This window comes from Phyllobacterium sp. SYP-B3895, from assembly GCF_009647635.1.
GTDB lineage: Bacteria > Pseudomonadota > Alphaproteobacteria > Rhizobiales > Rhizobiaceae > Phyllobacterium > Phyllobacterium pellucidum.
This window is the reverse complement of the sequence record NZ_WJIG01000004.1, coordinates 534021-552026: the sequence shown is the minus strand read 5'-3', so window position 1 is coordinate 552026 and position 18006 is coordinate 534021. Positions and strand designations below refer to the sequence as shown.

At 58.2% G+C, this 18006-nt stretch carries 8 protein-coding genes; 3 read left to right on the top strand and 5 right to left on the bottom strand.

Features of this window, described 5'->3' with window-relative positions:
- Positions 1-23: 23 nt before the first annotated feature.
- Positions 24-1154 (bottom strand): sugar ABC transporter substrate-binding protein, encoded by a 1131-nt coding sequence (locus GF108_RS20270; protein WP_091951462.1) that lies wholly within the window; start codon positions 1152-1154, stop codon positions 24-26.
- Positions 1155-1383: 229 nt separating this feature from the next.
- On the opposite strand from GF108_RS20270, the gene GF108_RS20265 reads away from it, so the two are divergent.
- Positions 1384-2064 (top strand): GntR family transcriptional regulator, encoded by a 681-nt coding sequence (locus GF108_RS20265; protein ID WP_027232693.1) that lies wholly within the window; start codon positions 1384-1386, stop codon positions 2062-2064.
- A gap of 170 nt (positions 2065-2234) precedes the next feature.
- On the top strand, positions 2235-2909 hold the full coding sequence (locus GF108_RS20260) for a response regulator transcription factor (RefSeq protein WP_027232692.1): 675 nt from the start codon (positions 2235-2237) through the stop codon (positions 2907-2909).
- 26 nt (positions 2910-2935) lie between these two features.
- On the opposite strand, the gene GF108_RS20255 is transcribed toward GF108_RS20260, so the two are convergent.
- The 4 genes from GF108_RS20255 to GF108_RS20240 form a co-directional block, all read right to left on the bottom strand.
- Complete coding sequence (locus GF108_RS20255; protein ID WP_153670139.1) at positions 2936-4273, bottom strand: HlyD family type I secretion periplasmic adaptor subunit; 1338 nt, start codon at positions 4271-4273, stop codon at positions 2936-2938.
- Between the two features lie 30 nt (positions 4274-4303).
- A complete protein-coding gene (locus GF108_RS20250) occupies positions 4304-6580 on the bottom strand; it encodes a calcium-binding protein (RefSeq protein ID WP_153670138.1) in 2277 nt (758 codons plus the stop codon).
- Positions 6577-8325 (bottom strand): type I secretion system permease/ATPase, encoded by a 1749-nt coding sequence (locus GF108_RS20245; RefSeq protein ID WP_153670137.1) that lies wholly within the window; start codon positions 8323-8325, stop codon positions 6577-6579. Before GF108_RS20245 ends, GF108_RS20250 begins: the two co-directional genes overlap by 4 nt.
- 68 nt (positions 8326-8393) lie before the next feature.
- Positions 8394-16004: a peroxidase family protein gene (locus tag GF108_RS20240; RefSeq protein WP_153670136.1), complete on the bottom strand. Its 7611-nt coding sequence runs from the start codon at positions 16002-16004 to the stop codon at positions 8394-8396.
- Positions 16005-16744: 740 nt separating this feature from the next.
- Between GF108_RS20240 and GF108_RS20235 the strand changes: the two genes are divergently transcribed.
- Positions 16745-17683, top strand: coding sequence for a sensor histidine kinase (locus GF108_RS20235; RefSeq protein ID WP_172982686.1), 939 nt, complete (start codon positions 16745-16747; stop codon positions 17681-17683).
- Positions 17684-18006: the final 323 nt, after the last annotated feature.

Here is an 18006-nt window from a genome sequence, read left to right as displayed (position 1 = left end):
CAATCCGCTCCACGCTCTGTCCTCTAGTTTTCAGGTTGGCCTACGAGTGCCGCGTTCAGACCAATTTCTGGTGTCTGATCGGAAAAGATCGAGGCGAACCAACCGGGATTCGAGACGATCGCGGGCTTGAAGGCATTGCAGCCCTCCTTCATTTCCTGCCAGGTGCCTTCCTGGCACAGCTTGATCGTTTCGTTCGTTACCAAAGGCAGTGGCAATACCGTCTTTTTCGGCACATCCTTGCCTTCGATCGCCTCAACAGCGAGCTTCAGGGCCAGAGCACCGGAATAAGGCGGCGAGGCATAGGAAATGCGTGGGGCACCGAGCGGTGCATAGGGCGAAGTGGCCCCTTCGACTTCAGTGCCGGCCGGAAGCATCTGTATACGCCCGCCATTCGATCCCTCGCCCGCGCATGGGAGCAACTGTTCCGGCTTCTTGCCGGCTTCAAGCTGCATGGAGTTTGCCGTGAAGCAACCCACCTGCATCCAGAGCCCGTTGATCTCGTCCCAGTTGCGGGTAGCCAGAATCTTCGACAATTCCGTACGGGCAACTGCCTGACTCCACATGCCGACGGCTTCACCGACGATCTTGATGTCTGGATACTTGGCGAAAACTTCCTTTGCCGCCTTGGTGCGCAGATTATCGACGGAAGTCCCGGGCACGCCGGTGATCGCAATGATATTGCCCTTGCCGTTGAGCTTCTTCACCAGCCATTCCGCCGTAACGCGGCCAGCCTCTTCCTGATCGATCGCTATATTATAAGCGCATGGCTCGGTGATTTCGCCGTCATAGGCAAATACCTTTACGCCCTTGTCGCAAGCATTCTTGACGACCTGGTTAAGCGCAGTCGGAGAGATCGGAAACACGACGATTGCCTCGGCGCCTGCCTGCACCATCGCGTTGATTTGCTGAATCTGGCGTTGAGCATTAGGCCCGGCCACCTGAACTTGCAGGTCGACTTTGTCGGCGAGACTCTTATGGGCTGCCATCGCCTTGACCATGTTGGCGGCTTCCGCCTGCCAGTCATTGCCGATGAAGCTCATGCTCAGGAAGATTTTATGCTTTTCAGCAGCGTCCGCATGCCCGCCAGCCAGAGTAGCCCCGGCGGCAATCCCAGCGCATACGACAAGGCGCTGGATTCTCGATATGACATCCATCGTATAACTCCTCCCCTTTGTGCGAAACACCTCCCAAGACGCTTCCTCAAACGTCTTGCCGTTCCGCTGCAAGGACCGTATCACCATTTGATCAAAGATCAATGATAAATTAATATAACAAAGCCGATGCGTGTGATAAACAGACATGACTTGACGCGCTCCTGCAGAGGCTGCATTGCGGGCAGCAGACATCACGGGGACAACGGCCCCGACACAGAAGGCATAGCAAATGGCTGAGGCTGGTTTTAAACGGCCAGGAGTTGAGATAGTCCCGCTGTCAAGAGAGACCTTGCAGGACCGCGTATATCGCCAAGTCACAGGGCTCATCCTGGAGGGTGGCATTGTGCCGGGCGAGATGGTTCCGGTGCAGAGCCTCGCTGATGCTTTCGGCGTGAGCGCCATGCCCGTACGCGAGGCTCTAAGGCGGTTGACGGCCGCCAACGCCTTGACGGTCGTCTCGGGCCGATCGATCGGCATACCGCGCTTGAGCCGCGCCAAGCTGACGGATCTGCGGAATGTGCGCATTGAGATTGAAGCCTTGGCAGGAAAATGGGCTGCTGAACGCATACAGCAGGAAGAGCTGGATGCCCTGCGCGTCGTGCTGGAGTCGCTTGAGGCAGGGAATGCGTCTGGAAACATAAAATCCTATCTACGCGCGAATTATGCCTTCCATTTTTCCATTTACCGCGCTGCCGGCTCCGAAAGCATCCTCAACATCATCGAGAATCTGTGGTTGCAGGTGAGTCCATACTTCAACATGCTGCACGATTCCGGCAACTACACCAAGGCCAATGAACATCACCGGGCGATGTTCGCTGCCCTGAGCGCCCATGACGGGGATCGGGTCAAACTGGCAATACAATCCGATATCGACGCGGCTTATGAAGTTCTTTTGGAACTTGTGACCTGACACCGATATCCACCGATGTTTCAATCTGCGACCGGACTTCAATTCTCCGTAGACGCTGCCGATCGAGTTTACATCGAATTCCGTAATTGGATCTCGGCCACGACCATGCAAAGCTGTTGATAATAATAACAAACCACCGATCGAATAGATCGGAATGGCCCGGGGGCGAAATGTCCAAATTTTCGATCGCATTTGTCGACGATCATCCCATTCTTCTAGAAGGTATCGCCAGTATCTTTGCGAGCGACAACGCCTATCACGTTGTTGGGAAAGGCGGCACAGCGGCGGATGCCCTCGATATAACCAATCGCTTGAAGCCGAACGTCCTTATCGTCGACCTGAATATGCCGGGTGATACGCTCGAGGCGATGACATCCATTTCACAAACTATGCCCGAAACGAAGATCGTGGCTTTCACCTCCGCCGTCGGTGTCGACAGCGCGGTTGAGGCTTTCGAAGCCGGCGCCAGCGGCTACGTGCTGAAGGGCAGCAGCGCCGACGACCTTCGTCAGGCGGTCCGGGCAGTTCTTGGCGGCGAAACCTACATCACGCAAAGCCTTGCGGCGCAGGTCATCCTCGCGCTCCGCCGCGTCTCGATGCAAAAGAACAAGAGCGAGGCGATACGCTTGAGCGTTCGCGAAGAGCAAATCGTAAACCTGCTTCTCGAAGGACGGACCAACAAGGAAATCGGCGAGCAGCTCGACATCAGCGTAAAGACCGTCAAGCACTACATGACCATCCTCATGCAGAAGCTGCATGCGCGCAACCGGCTGGAAGTCGTGCTTGCGGCGCAGAAACGCCTGCCTGGCTCCGTGGGGAGCCAGACCCGGCAACTCCTCAACTAACCGATTGTTCTGACTGGAAGGCTGCTTCATTCCTCACGGAATGCGCGTCGAAACTGATCCATAAGGGGCTTTGACAGGAACGACAAAGCGGTGCGGTTCTCGGTTGATATGAACGCCTCGACAGGCATTCCCGGCTTCAGTTCATTTCCCGCCAACCCTTCCATTTCCTCCTCGCTCACTTCGATCTCGGCCAGGTAGTAGACCTGACCGGTGGTCGTATCGGTCGAGGTGGAAGGTGAAACAAATGCGACCGTGCCGGAGACTTCGGGCGTGGTCCGTTGATTGAATGCGGAAAAGCGAAGCTTGGCTTTTTGTCCGGTCGATACCTGGTCGATATCGGTCGGCTGGATGCGCGCCACGATCTTGAGCTTCGCATTGTCGGGGACGAGCGTGATCAATTGAGCGGCGGGCGTCACCACACCTCCGATCGTATGCACGGCAAGCTCGTTGATAGTGCCCGCGAGCGGCGCCCGAATATCGGTGCGGGACAGCCGGTCTTCGACGGCAACACGGCGTTCGTTGAGTTCGGCGATCTTCGGTTCGATCGTCGTCAGTTCGCGCTGGGCCTCGTTTCGGGCCGTCTCGTCGACGGAAAGTATCTGCAATTGCAATTCGCTGCAGCGCGACCTTGCCCTTGCAATACCGGCTTCCGCTTCAGCGCGGGTGGCGCGAAGGCTCGCCAACTCGCGTTCGATCACATAGATGCGGTTGCCTTCGATCAGCTTCTTGTCGGCAAGTCCCTTGATCTTTCCATGTTCGAGCTCAACGAGACGGATCTCTTCGTTCTTCGCGTCACGCTGTGCCTCAAGGCCTTTGATCTCTTCGCCTAGCTGGGCAATGCCAAGATCAAGTTGCCTTTTCTGGCTGTTGCGGTGCCCGCGATTGCCACGCAGCAGGCGTTCTTCGCCGGCAAGCGTCATTGCGGAATGCTGATCGCTGCCGAGCGTCCGTTCCGGCAATATAAGATGATCAAGATCATCGCGTTCGGAAACGAGGCGGGCTTTCCTTACCGTCAATTCGACCAGCTGCGAGCGGATGATCGCAAGTTCAGCACGCGTTTGGGCATCGTCGAGCCGCAGCATGACCTGGCCCTTTTGAACGAAATCACCCTCGCGCACCGCTATTTCGGAAACAATGCCGCCATCCCGGTGCTGAATGGCCTTGAGGTTACGGTCGACCTTGACGGAACCTGACGCGATGACTGCGCCGGTAAGCTGCGCGGTGGCTGCCCATCCGCCGGCACCGGCCAGCAGCAAGAATCCGAATGCCAGGCCGCAAATTATCCTGGCACGCAGCCGGAAATGTTCGTCGTCGGCTACGGCTATTGCCGCAACACTGTTTCGCAAGGCTTGCCGATTTTTCATGGTTCTCGTTCCCCTGTTCTATAACTGCATTCAAACGTTCTCGACGAACATCAGCATGTGATGGCCGTCGAGGCTGATCGTCAGCTCCTGATAGCCGTCGCCATCCAGATCCGCTTCGATCAAAGTACGGTTCATATTCTCGGTCTGTGCATGGCTGATACGTATCGAAAGATCAGGTCGTTCTGTTTCGCCGTAAATGTTTTCGAAGCGGTCTTCGATTGCGTCCATCACTTCATTGAAGATGTCGTATTGCGAGATGCGAATACGGTCGCCGACCATGAAGTCCAGTATCTCGTGGATGATGGCTGCGCCGTCACCTTTTGCTTTGAACTCGAAGATGTCATCGCCATTTCCGCCGGTAAGAGAAACGGTGTCGCTCGCGGCGATCAGGTGATCGTTGCCCTCGCCGCCAATGACGCGTTCAAAGCCGTCAATAATGTCGGAGCCGACCATGACGCCGGTCGCGGTGCCATTGTCCATGTCGATGACGATCCCGGCTCCCGATTGGGCATAGCTGATAGTATCGACGCCCGCCGAACCGATAAACCGGTCATTGGCGCCGTCGGCTGCAGCAAGGATTGTATCATTGCCGCTTCCAGCGTCGATTGTGTCGCAACCGCCGCCATCCACTATGGTGTCGTCGCCCTCATTCGTGAAGATCGCGTCGTCGAGAAGGCTGCCTATGACTGTGTCGTCACCAGCTCCGGTTCTGTATATCTCGAAACCCGAGATCGTATCCTCCCCGATCTCGACGCCCGTAGCGCACCCGGTCGTGGCATCGAGGGCAATATCGCGTCGCGCGGAAGAAAAGTCGATCGCATCGATCCCGGCATCGCCGGAGTAGCTGTCGGCAACGGCATCCATGTCGCCTGCAACCACGTCATTGCCCTGGCCGCCAGCCACCGTGTCTGAACCGTCGCCGCCCGAGAGAAAATCATTCCCGCCGCCGCCATCGAGTTTGTCTGCGCCGCTTGCGCCGAAAAGGCGGTCGTTTCCATCACCCCCGAAAACACTGTCGTCGCCGTCTCCTCCGTCCAGAACGTCATCGCCGGAATCGCCCAGCAAGCTGTCATTGCCGCTGCCGCCGAAGATCAGATCGCTGCCTTCGCCACCGGAAATCCAATCGTCGCCATCGTCGCCGAACGCGATGTCGTTGCCGGAGCCGGCAAACACGCGATCATTGCCCGCACCGCCCGAAATCCAGTCATTGCCGCTTCCACCAAAGAGAATATCGTTGCCGGCTCCTCCGTAGATCGTGTCGTCGCCGGAACCGCCCACGACATTGTCATCGCCATCGCTGGCAAAAATGCTGTCCTTGCCCGCGCGCGCGTCGATGATATCGTCGCCGCTCGTGCCGCTGATATCGTCGGCTGCATCGGTGCCGACAAAAACACCTCCGGTATCGCCTGAAGGTTCAGCCACCACGGCAAAATATGCGGTCTGCCAGATGCTGAGCGCCCCATCGGTGATCTGATAGTTGATCGTGACGGGCCCAAGCTCCATCGCCTCGAACATCCATCCGCCCGACGAATGCGTGATGGTGCCGGAGGACGTGCTGACATTGCTTATCGAGAGCGCGTCACCATCCGGATCGGTCGTGTTGCGCAGCAGATCTGCCAGGGTGATATAGGCCAAACCGCAGCCGACAACGTCGTGAAGTTGGACGGGACCTGCGGTTCGTGGCGCACGGTTCTGGTGCGGCTTTTCCGTCGTGGGTTCGTCATCCTCGTCAGGATCTTGGTCCTGTTCGAACGCAACCGCGCCATCGTTCCCACCCCATTCGTCGGACCCGCCGCCTGCGCCAGGGGCCGGCGACCGGGCCGCGAAATCCGGGGGATTGTCGTTGGCGGCGCGCAGCGACAGGGAAACGGGTCCAAAGCCCCGAACGAAGTCCTCGATCGAGAAATCCATCTTTTGTGGCGGCGCGACCATTGTTGCCGCGGCTGAGCTCGACACGACACCGACGTCGAAGCTGGAGTTCCGCGTCGGGGTCAGGATTGGCGCGTCGCGGTCGCGTACCGCCAAACCGGCTACGTCGGAAACATCCTCCGCCCAGGAATCAGATTTTCCGACGAGCTTCAGGACGGGCGGGGTCGGATCCTCCACGTCGGCTTCAGGTTCGCCTTCCTCGCTTGCAGCCGACTTCTGGTCATCCGGCCAGAAGCTCTTCAGATACAGCATGATGCCGGTGAGCACGATGACGACATATCGCGGCAAGGAGGACCGCTTTTTCTCTGAAAGGAGATAACGGGCCTGCGGATCGGCCTCCACACCATCGACTTTGGTTGATTTGATGTCGATGATCATGCCGGTACCCTCTCCGCTTGCTCGGCGCGGACCGGTCGCTTTTCGACTGGTTGAGCCGGGGCCCCAAGTATTTCGTTTCTCTCGCCAAATGCCGTGAGCTTGCCGGCCTGAACGACGGCGACGAGATTGACCGAAGCAAGGGCGCTCGGCCGATGAGCGATTACGATCGCGATGCAGCCGCGGGTACGGATGTCCTGGATGGCGCGCGTCAGCGCTGCTTCCCCTTCCGCATCGAGATTGGAATTGGGTTCGTCGAGCAGCACAACGAATGGATTGCCGTAAAGTGATCGGGCAAGGCCGATGCGCTGCCTCTGTCCGGCTGAAAGAGCCGTGCCTTGCGGTCCCAGTTGCGTATGGTAGCCGTCCGGCATGCGCACGATCATTTCGTGTATCCCGGCATTGCGCGCAGCTTCGACGATAGCGCGAGGATCGGGCTGCGGCGCGAGCCGGCAGATATTTTCCTCGATCGTACCATCGAGCAATCCCACATCCTGGGGCAGATAGCCGATGTGGTCGCCAATGACATCGCTGCGCCATTGGGTGAGTTCCGCATCGTCAAGCCGCACGCTGCCCCGAAGCACGGGCCAGATGCCGGTCAGGGCCCGGATCAGCGTGGTCTTGCCGCCGCCGCTCGGGCCTATGATACCGAGTGCGTCGCCTGCCTTGATCTCGAAGCTGACGTCGCTCAGGAGAACCCGACCCGTCCCGGGAGCGGCAACGGTAATCTTTTCCACCTTGAGGCTCATGCACGGGGTCGGAAGGTCCATCGGGAGGTCGGCATTACTGAGCGCGATGACCGTTTCCCTGATGCGCAGCCACGCACCACGGGCAGCAACGACGCCTTTCCAGTTCGATATGGCGAGGTCAACCGGGGCCATCGCCCGCGCCGATGCTACTGACGCCGCGATAATGGCGCCGGACGAGAGTTCGCCTTGGATCGTGAGATAGGCACCGAGGCCAAGAATGGCCGATTGCAGGATCATCCGTAGCACGCGGGAGATCGCGCCGAAGGTCCCGCTGATGTCATTTGTGCGGGTTTGAAGCTGCAAATGTTGCGCATTGGCTTCGGTGAAGCGGGCAATGGCGCGGTGGGCAAACCCCATTGCACACAGGATATCGGCGTTGCGGGCATTGGAGTCGGCGATAGCATTCCGGGCAATCGCGGACTGGTGCGAGGCGCCCGCCAGCCGGCGCGTCATGAGTTCGGTAGCGACCGTCAGGCAGACAAGGATGAATGCTCCTCCCAGGGTCAAGGCGCCAAGCATCGGATGCAGAAGGTAGACGAAGACGAGGTAGAGCGGCATCCACGGCAGATCGAACAGCGCAACCGGTCCCTGGCTTCCCAGAAAGCCGCGGACCGTGTCGACGTCACGACCACGCTCGAGTGCTTCCGCGGTCGAAAAGCCGAAGCGCGGCATGTCGATTGCGACCTGATGAGCAAGGGGAGCAAGCTTCTTGTCAAGCCGCGCTCCCACCCGCACGAGGATCTGGGAGCGAATGACATCGAACAGGCCCTGGAACAGATAGAGCCCAATTGCCAGGAGCGAGAGGGCGACGAGTGTAGGTATGCTTCCGCTGGTCAATGCCCGATCGTAGATCTGCAGCATGTAGAACGAGCCGGTCAGAGCAAGAATGTTGATGACGCCTGACAGCGAGAAAACGAAGAAAAATACGCTGCGCAGGCCTTTGACAAATTGTTGGGTTGCGTCGCTGTTTTTGGCGGTCCGGTTGTTGCTCTTGGCCATTAGTGATCCCCGATCTTTGCGATTTCTTATGGAGGGCTGGCGGGCCGGCATGGCCCGCCATCAAGCAATTACAGTTCGAAGTCCGATGCGGTCAGCGTGTGTGTTCCCTTGATGCTGATCTTGAACTCCGCGCCGCTTCCACCATCCTGATTGCCGTGAACCACGGTGTAGTCGCCGTCGCCGCGCACTTCATGCGTAACCTTCAGCGCACCCTCGGCGTTGAACCCCGATCCCGTGACCAACGTGAAGGCCTGATTTCCGGCAGTGGAACCCTTGGCATCAATGCCGCTGAGGTCAATTTTGTCGCCGGGCTGGAAGCCATGGATGGTATCGCCGTCGGCATCGCCAGCGGAAAGGAAGCGGAACGTATCGTTGCCCGCGCCTCCGTCGATTATGTTGACGGCCGCGCTTGCAACTATCGTGTCATTGCCGCTACCGGTGATGACATTCTCGATGCCCCAGAGCGTGTCGCTGCCGGTGAGGCTGCTCGTGGCGCTACCCCGGCCCATGAAACCTGAGCCGAGATCGACATTGATGTTGGCGGTAATTGCCGCCATATCCAATGTGTCGCTGCCGACAGAGCAGGCGGACGATTCATCGCCGTAGTAGACATCGTTGCCGTCATTGGCGGACGCTACGAAATGGTCGTTTCCCGCGCCGCCATGAGCGATATCATCGCCTGCCCCGCCATCAATGATGTCGCGGCCATCGCCACCGAAGAGCCGGTCGGCGCCCGCGTCTCCGTAGAGCATATCGTCGTCGCCGCCGCCAAAGAGATCGTCGTTCCCCGCGCCGCCGAACAGCATGTCCCGGCCACCTTCGCCGCTAAGATAATCGTCGCCATCCGCGCCGCGAATTATGTCCCGGCCTGAACCGCCAAGAGCACTGTCATTGCCGGCAAGGCCGAGGATCGTATCGTCATTGGCGGTTCCGACGAGAACATCGTCGCCGGCAGTACCGACGCCCGTGTACTGGCCAGTCGATTCGCCTGGGGCATCGACATCGTCATCATCATCGTGATCGCCGCCATCATCTTCGTCGTCGTCGTCATCATCATCGCCGGGAAGATGCGGATAGTCGTCGTCATCGCCGTCCGGATCATAGCCCTCATCGGCAAACTGCGGCATGCCCTCGAGCGCGGTGAAAGTGATGCTGTAGTCATCGCCGACAAGCGTGGTCTGTCCTGTTTCGCTGATCGAAACTTCATAGTCCGCGATCGTCGTTCCAGCCGGGAGTGCAATCACATCCTGCGGACGGAGTGAACCCACGATCGTGTCATTGCCGCCGTTCGACCGGAAGACAATGCGATGTGCAGACCCGAGCGAGGTGATATCGACCATGTCGTCCCCGGTCGTACCCTCGATCGTGATCGTATTGGGACGGAGGCTCGTGGCGGAGAAATCCCCGATGATTTCGATGGTGTCTCCACCGGCCGTACCTGAAGCTGCCGGATCAACACCGTTGATACGGATTTCCTCGATGTCGGTCAGCTCGGCAATGACATTGGCAAAGCCGGTTCCATTGCGCGTTACGACTATTTCGGGCGTGCGCCCATTGAAGCTGGAAAGGTTATTTCCGGGAACCGCATCCCATGCAGCGAGCGTATAGATCCGGTATGTCTCGGCCGAGGCATTGCCGTTGATCACGAATGTATCGCCGGCTGTCCCTTCGGTGCCGCCATTGACGATATCCCGTTCATCGGTGGCTGCCGAGGCATTGGCATTCCAGATAATGATGTCGTCGCCGCCGAGCGCGTTGATGATGTCATTGCCGAGATTGCCGTCGAGCGTATTGTTACCGTTGGTCCCCGTGATTGTTGTGCCGAAATCATTGCCTGTCACCGGAGTGGACGGGGTCGTAAAGATGAAGTCCGCAGCGGTGATGGTGCTGTTGTCGACCTCCTCCAGCCTGATCGATCCGATGACATTACTGCCGGCATCGCGGATCGTGATCAGCGTATCGTCGACTGCACCGTCTTCTATATCCTCGATCTGTATGCGGGATGCGCCCGTCGTTCCGATGTCGGATGCCGACAGGCCGAAAGCGCTGAGATCGATACGATCCTGACCCTGCGCCGCATTGGCATCGAAGCCATTGATAATATCAGCGCCGAAGTTGCTGGCCGTATAGCGGATAATATCGTCGGTGCCGTTCGAAGTGGTGAGGTTGATGATATCGTTGCCGTCACCGCCGATGATGACGTTGTCGCCGGTTCCGGCATTGATCGTATCATTTCCCGTGCCGCCATCGATGAAATCGTTGCCGCCACCGCCATTGATCGTGTCGTTGCCGCCTGCGCCGAAGAGCTGGTTGTCGCCGCCATTGCCGTTGATGACATTGGCTTCTGAATTGCCGGTGCCGTTGATGTCGCCATTGCCGCCAAGGGTAAGGTTTTCGACAAATGCGCCGAGCTGGTAGGTCTGGTCGGTCTGCACGGTATCCGTGCCGCCCGTCGCAGTTTCTACGATCACGTCGCCGGCCGTCACGACATAGGTGTCGTTGCCATCGAGGCCGATCAGGGTATCGAATCCATCACCGCCTTCGATACGATTGGCGAGCTGATTGCCCGTGCCGGCAAAGGCGCCAGCGCCGGTGAAGGTTAGATTCTCAACATTTGCGCCGAGGGTGTAGGCGGCAAGTGTGATTTCAACCGTATCGGTTCCTTCGTTCAAAGCTTCAATGACGACGTCCCCGGCGTCATCGACCTGGTAAACATCATTGTTGGTACCCCCGACCATCGTGTCAGCACCAAGGCCGCCGATTAGTTCGTCATTGCCCGATCCACCGACGAGAAGGTCGTCCCCGTCACCACCGTCAAGATCGTCATCGCCCGCATTGCCAAACAGCAGGTCGTTGCCGTCATTGCCAAAGAGGTCATCGCCGCCGGACGTTCCGGCAAGCACGGTGTTCACCCCTGCTGCTGCAGTGCGGGTCCCGTTGTCGTCGGTGCTGATGGCGAAATCGCCATCAAGCGCATAACCCTCATAGGTACCGCCCTTGAAGTTGACGAACTCCACCGCCTCGCCCGGTTGGTCGAAATGATCGACCACCGTAATTTGCTGGCCGTTGAACTGGATCAGCAGATTGTCATTGGCGCTGGCGGGTGACGTGAGTTCGCTGAAGGCGAGGCCCGTAAGCGCGCCAGCCGCGATGGAGATGCGGTCGGTACCGCTGGTTTCGGTGATTGTGTCACTGCCATCGCCAAGGCCGAACGCATAGGTGTCGTCGCCGCTGCCGCCGTTCAAAGTATCGTTGCCCGTCCCTCCCAATAGAATGTCGTTCCCCGCAAGGCCGTTGAGTATGTCGTTGCCGGCTTTGCCAACAATGAGATCGTCGTCACCGATACCATTCAACGTTTCCGATGCTGCCGTACCTTCGATCACGTTGAGTACGCCGTCAGTGAAGCGCAGCTTCTCGATACCGCGCACGGTATCGCGACCATCCGATACCGGATTTGGATTGGCCTCGTTCTCGCCTGCGTCATCGTCCTGCTGCGGCTCGACAAAACCGCTATGGTCGATATAGAGGCTCGCATCACTGTTAAGCCCGAACGTATAGTTGGCGCGAACGTCGGTATAAACTGCCGTGTCGATATCACCGGCGACATTGCCGTCCAGTATTTCGCGGACGATCGACAATTGTCCCGGCTTGATTTCTCCAGAAAGCATGCGCGGGGCAAGTTCCGTCATGCTGTCGACGCTGAACGCTGTCCACGTCTGACCCGGCAGCGGCGTCACCAGAATGCGTACATTGAGCCATTTGTCGCCGTCGATTACATCGTTGCCGGCGAGACCTTTGATGATGTCGTCGCCCCCGCCGCCAAGAAGAATGTCGGAGGCGTCGGCCGTGTCCACGACAACCTGTTCGACCACGCCGTTGTTGCCGGTTTGCGATGTACGCACAATGTGGGCCACGAGAGCCCTAAGGCCTGTGATGAGATCCACGTTCTTTTCAAGAAGTGCATTGGAATAGGAGTCGAGCGCGGCGTCCGGGCCGGGGATTGCCGCTGTACCAGTGGCTTCGGCACGCGTATTCACCGCTTCGCGGCGACCCGTGAGGGTGTCGTCATGGATCCAGCCGGACAAGCCCTCGACCAGATCGAAGCGATCGCGGAGAATGAAGGCTTCCTGGGTTGCAAAGAGCGGTATGCCGAGATCGGAATTGGCCGCGTTGACATCGCCCTTGTGAATGGCCCAGTCAAATCCGGCCATGCCGTTGCTGCGCTGGATACCCTCGCTCTGGAACATGATGTCATCGCCGGATTCCCCATCGTAGTCGGCGTCGCCGCTGCCACCGTTGAGGACATCGTGGCCAATGATGGAGGAGTTGAAAAAGAGTTCCGAGTTTTCGCCCGCAAGCGTATCGAAGCGTTGGCCGCCTTCGAGCCAGTCATCGCCCTCATTGCCCAGAAGGAAGTCGCCGCCGGTACCGCCGAGGATGAAGTCGTTGCCAGTGCCGCCGAACGCTTCCTTGCCGTCGGGGCCGGTAATGATGAAGTCGTTGCCCTCGTTGCCGAAGATCAGCGACAGGCCGGAACCGCCATGGATGACGTCATTTCCTGCATTGCCATGCAGGAAATCGGCTTCGCCGATGTCGGTGCCGGCATTGGTGATGATGTCATCGCCATCACCGCCAAAAACCTTGTCGACACCGTAGCCCGCCTCGATCCGGTCATTGCCGCCCCGCCCCCAGATGGCATCGTCGCCGCCGCCGGAAATGATCGTGTCGTCGTTTTCGGTGCCGCCGATGGTAAAATGCTCATTGCTGTTGACGCGGATGTAGCTTGCATCCGTCACCGTGTCGTTGATCAGGTTGCCATTGGCGTCGCGACGTTCCACCAGCCGCGAGAACGCCTGCAGGGTCGGATCGTCCTGGACCGGGTCGGCGCCTAGCTGCTTGCTGATGTCCATTTCGAGCGTTGGCATCTGGAACGCCGAGAACACATTGCCAGGGAGTGCCGTCGATCCCGGCTCGCCGAGATCGGTATTGCGCATGACGATCTCTGCGAACGTGTTGTTCTCAAGCTCGTTGAGAAGATTGAGACCCTGGGTACGCGACAGATAATAGAACCGGTCGGCGTCCTGCAGGTTCTCCATTGTCATCTGGAATACAAAACTGAAGGTCGAGCCGAGCATGCCGCCGAACGACATCTTCTTTTCGGCAAGACCGCCTATCCAGAAGTCGACATTGTTGAGGCCGCCCAGGACCCCGCCCGCGTAACTTCCCGAAGCATTGAGGAAGTCGAGCCGGTCGGCTGGAGCGCCAGCGCCACCAAGCACGAGGAGCGTTGCAGCTGAGCGCTTGGCCTCGACCGTCAAGGCCTGGGTGATGCTGTCATGTGTGCCATAGGCCGCAATGAAGTTGATGATCGATGCGGGATTCTTGAGGTTAAGCGCAAAGTCCGCCCAACTCTGATAGGGCTTGAGCAGCGTATCGCCCGTTCCGTCGTAAAATTTCTGGCGCGCTGCATTCAGTGGCGGCGTTCCCACATCGCGCCCGCGGGCGATGTTGATCGTGGCAAGATCGAGCGGTACGCCGAGCAATTGGTTGCGCAGCACGTCGGTGACGAATTCATCGATCTCGTTGCCCATCTGCCGGGTCATGCCGCGGATAATCGCTCCGGCCGCCGTATCGGCATCGCCGGCATTGGCAAAGGCAACCGGATTGAGGAAGCCATCGAAGAGCGCGAGATCGTCGACGACGGGATCACCATTCTCATCGAGGGAAATGCGGGCAATATCCTCGCGCAGCATCGAATGGCCGAACCGGTATACAACGTGCGCAAATTCGGCCGCGATATTCGGGTTGATATCGGCTGAAGGTTCGAACACGAAGGCATCGATATCCGGCTGCATCATGCGGCCGAATTCCTCGAAGACCAGATGCTGGTATTCCATTTCGTTGGTGAAGCGTCCCGCCTGGAACAGGCGCTCGCCGTCCCAGACAAGCGCAGCCAGTTCCTCGGGCGTTGCCGGCATGGCAGCAACATCGACGAGCAGCCAGTCGTTAAGGAAATCGAGATCACCCGACGAAAGAGCGATCTCCTTGGTCTGATCGATAAGGCGATTGTGCTCGGAATGGAAAACGTGATGGACAGCGGTCAGTGCGATGTTTTCATTGGCTCTGCCGTCGCCTGCCACATAATGAGCGTCAAGCATTTCATTGTCGTAAGCCAATTGGCCGCCGCGGGTGTTGAAGCCGCCGGCAGTACCATCGGCATTGAAATATCCTATGCCTGAGTCGGTATCGGCCTGCAGGGCTCCTAACGCGTCAAGGATGGGAACTGCCGCATGAGCGATGTCGTCGAGGAACGCATGGCCTGTCAGAATGGCGCCTTGGGTGCTGACGGGTTCGGCCGGGTTACCCTCGCGCAGCACATCGTCCGCCGTTCCCAATTGGCCATCGGGGCCAAGCCCGACGACGAGTTGCGGATAGCCATTGGGTCCGGGTATGAAGTTGCCGTATTCATCCGCCGCTATCAGCGGAATTTTGCCGACATCAGCGTCGGTGAGACGAATACCGAGAACGTTGGCGGCTTGCGCCTTGATGTCTGCCCAGGTTGCAAGGCCCCCCGCGGTGCCCTCCAGCAGGTAGCCAGTGGCAATCGGCTTGCCATCTGGACCGGCAACATACTCGCGCATGAAAACCTGCTTGGAGGCAGTTGAGCCATAAGTCTGGTTCTGATCGACCCACGGCGTCGTCAGGTTGACCGGATGCGCGGGACCATCGTCGGCCGTATTGGCAATGCCATCGAGGCCAAGTCCGTCATCGGCAGTACCGATCAGGCCGTCACGGCCAGCATCAACGGTCACGCGGGTCAATGCCATGAAATTGGTGTGACTGCCGGGAACGTAGAGCGGATCGTCCGGCTGTAGCGGCACATAGACTGTGCCATTGCCGCCCTTGGCGACAAGATCGAGACCATGGTCGAAAAATTGGCCGAAGATGGTCATCCAACCATTGTAGGGCGAGGAAAGACCATCGTCGGGGGACACATTGGGAATAAGAACGCTGTTGCCGTCCATCTCGACGCCATGCTCCTGCAGCAAGCCATCGAGCACGCCCTTGGCAAGTGTATAGGCATTCGACGGTGTCTGGCCTGGTCCCGGAGCCGGAATGGCTTTGAATATGGTATGGGCGTTGACGATTTCGGTGAGTGCCGTAGTCAGTGCGGCGCCTCTCACCCCTGCATGCATCAGGGCCGCACTAATCGCGGCTGGATTGTTGAGTGTCTGATCGACGATTAGGTTGGAGATAAGGCGGGGATCGGCATCGATCACCGTTCCGCTACCTGGGACATAGGTCTGGCCAAGGCCCGTCCCGCTCGCGGGCCGGCCGTCACCGCCGCCACTGCCGCCAACGCCATAATCGTTGTTGTCATAGATCATGCCAGGGCCGAAGACGAGACTGTCGCCGTCAGCATCGTTCATGTAGTTCGGGTCAAAAATACCGGGGAAGCTCTGGTCGGCTGCACCCCAATTCTCCCGGCCTGGGATGAGGTTGTTGTAGCTGCCATCGACGGTGCGAAGACCATAGGGAAGCAGGTGCGCCTGGGTAAGGCCATCATTGCCATTATAGCCCGCCACCAGTTCGCCCAGGTCACCGCCCGCTGCGTGCGCTTCCGCTATCTTGATCTGCTTAAGGATAAACTCGAGATCGTGCTTTACCAACGTTACCATGACAGTCTCCCACGGAACTATGCTGTTGTCCTCGCCTCTGCTTCAAAGACGAAGCGGGCATTGTGGGAAGCATCTCTCGAACGGGTCACGGATGTAACGGAACAAGGTCTGCCCAATTCCACTGTTCCAGGTCGTAAATCGCATTGTCGCAAGGTCGGAAAATGAATCAGACCTAAGGCTGATGGTCGATTGGACCAACGGCCTATGGAACACATGTCCTAATCTCCTAGCGGTCGCGCGTTCCTGCCGTATATTGGGGTCTGATCGGCTGGCTTCGGGAGGAATGCTTGCAAGCTAAATGGAGGCAAGAAATCAAGGCGTGGTTTGGCGAGAAAAGCCTGTCAACGCAATTTGCCCTTGCCGGCGGCGTGTTCATGCTCGGAGCCATGTTTCTTGCAGGGTCCGTTGTTTCGAATATCGTATCGAAGGTTACTATCGAAGACACCGCCAGTGCGACCGCACTGTTTCTCCAAAGCTTGATCACCCCTCTCGTTCACGACCTCGCAACGGTCGAATCTCTGTCGGCAGAACAGATCCAAAGGCTGGACGCTTTGCTAGGCGGCGATGAATTCAGCAAAAGGTTTCCGCACCTCGAGATCTGGAAGGATGACGGCCTGATCGTCTATTCCAGATCGGCGGAGATTATCGGGCGAAGATTTACGGCACCGCATGGCCTCGTCGACGCTCTTGCCGGAGAAGTATCGGCGCAGTATGCGGACCTGTCGGCCGCCGAACACACGGTGCGGGAATTCAACAAATCCTATCTCGAAATTTACGTCCCTATTCGCGAACTCCTTTCTGGCGATATCATTGCCGTTGCCGAAATCCACGAGGTGCCCAGCCAACTCGAGGAAAAGCTGACCCTTGTGCAACGACGCACTTGGCTGGCCATTGTGGCGGCGACCCTCCTTATTGTTCTCGGGCTGTTTGGAATCGTTTATCGCGGCAGCCGGTTGATCGATGTGCAGAAAGCCGGCCTCGTGCAGCGCCTTAAAAAGATCGAACAGATTTCCGAGCACAATCGTTGTCTGCGCGAACGATCGCAGCAAGCCTCAAGCCGTGTTGCCGAGTTCAATGAAAGGGCGCTTCGCAACATCGGCGCCGATCTGCATGATGGTCCGGCGCAGTTGATCACGCTGGCGGCACTAAAACTGGATGAGGTGCACCGTGCCCCGAATGGAGCCGCGCGGAAAATTGAGCTCAAGAAAATCGGCGGCGCGCTTTCGGAAGCACTGGATGAGATACGTTCGATCTCGAAAGGCCTGATGTTGCCGGATATCGAGAAGCTGGCACTTTCCGATTTGATTTTTCGCGTTGCGCGAAGTCACGAGCAGCGAACGAATACCAAAGTGGACGTAGACTGCCTGCCAATCACGGAGCCCCTCCCCCTTGCCATCAAAATCTGCGTCTATCGCTTCGTTCAGGAAGGGTTGACCAACGCCTTCCGCCATGCGCGCGGTCACGAGCAATCCGTCACATGCACCTTTGACGGGATGCAGCTCAATGTTTCAGTTAAAAGCGGAAACAACCTTCAAGACAGAGATCCCCCGGTCTGGCGCGAAGGCATGGGTCTCAACGGGCTGCGGGATCGTGTCGAAAGCCTGGGAGGATCATTTCAGGTGTATTCGGGCCAGAACAGCGCCAACCGAATCGAGATGAGCCTTGATTTCAGGACTTAGCCGAGCGCCCTTGTCGCACGCATTGCGAGCGCCCGGCACGTTCTCACCAGTGACGCCATAGCCTGGTGACCATGCGGCAACGATCTTTGGACCCTGGCCGCATTATGGTTAACAAATTGTTTTATTAGCATATATTCGTGATAATTGAACCTAACGAGACATTCGTTTCTGTGTCTTGGATAATTTGATCAACGAATGAATTTCAGTTTGTCGGACACGTTTTGTCGAACTCACGTCCGGCGATCGCGTAAACAACGTCGCGTGGATCGGTGTGCTCGGCGGTTCCCTAGGTCAAACATGTCCTCGACCGGGCAGGAAACTCG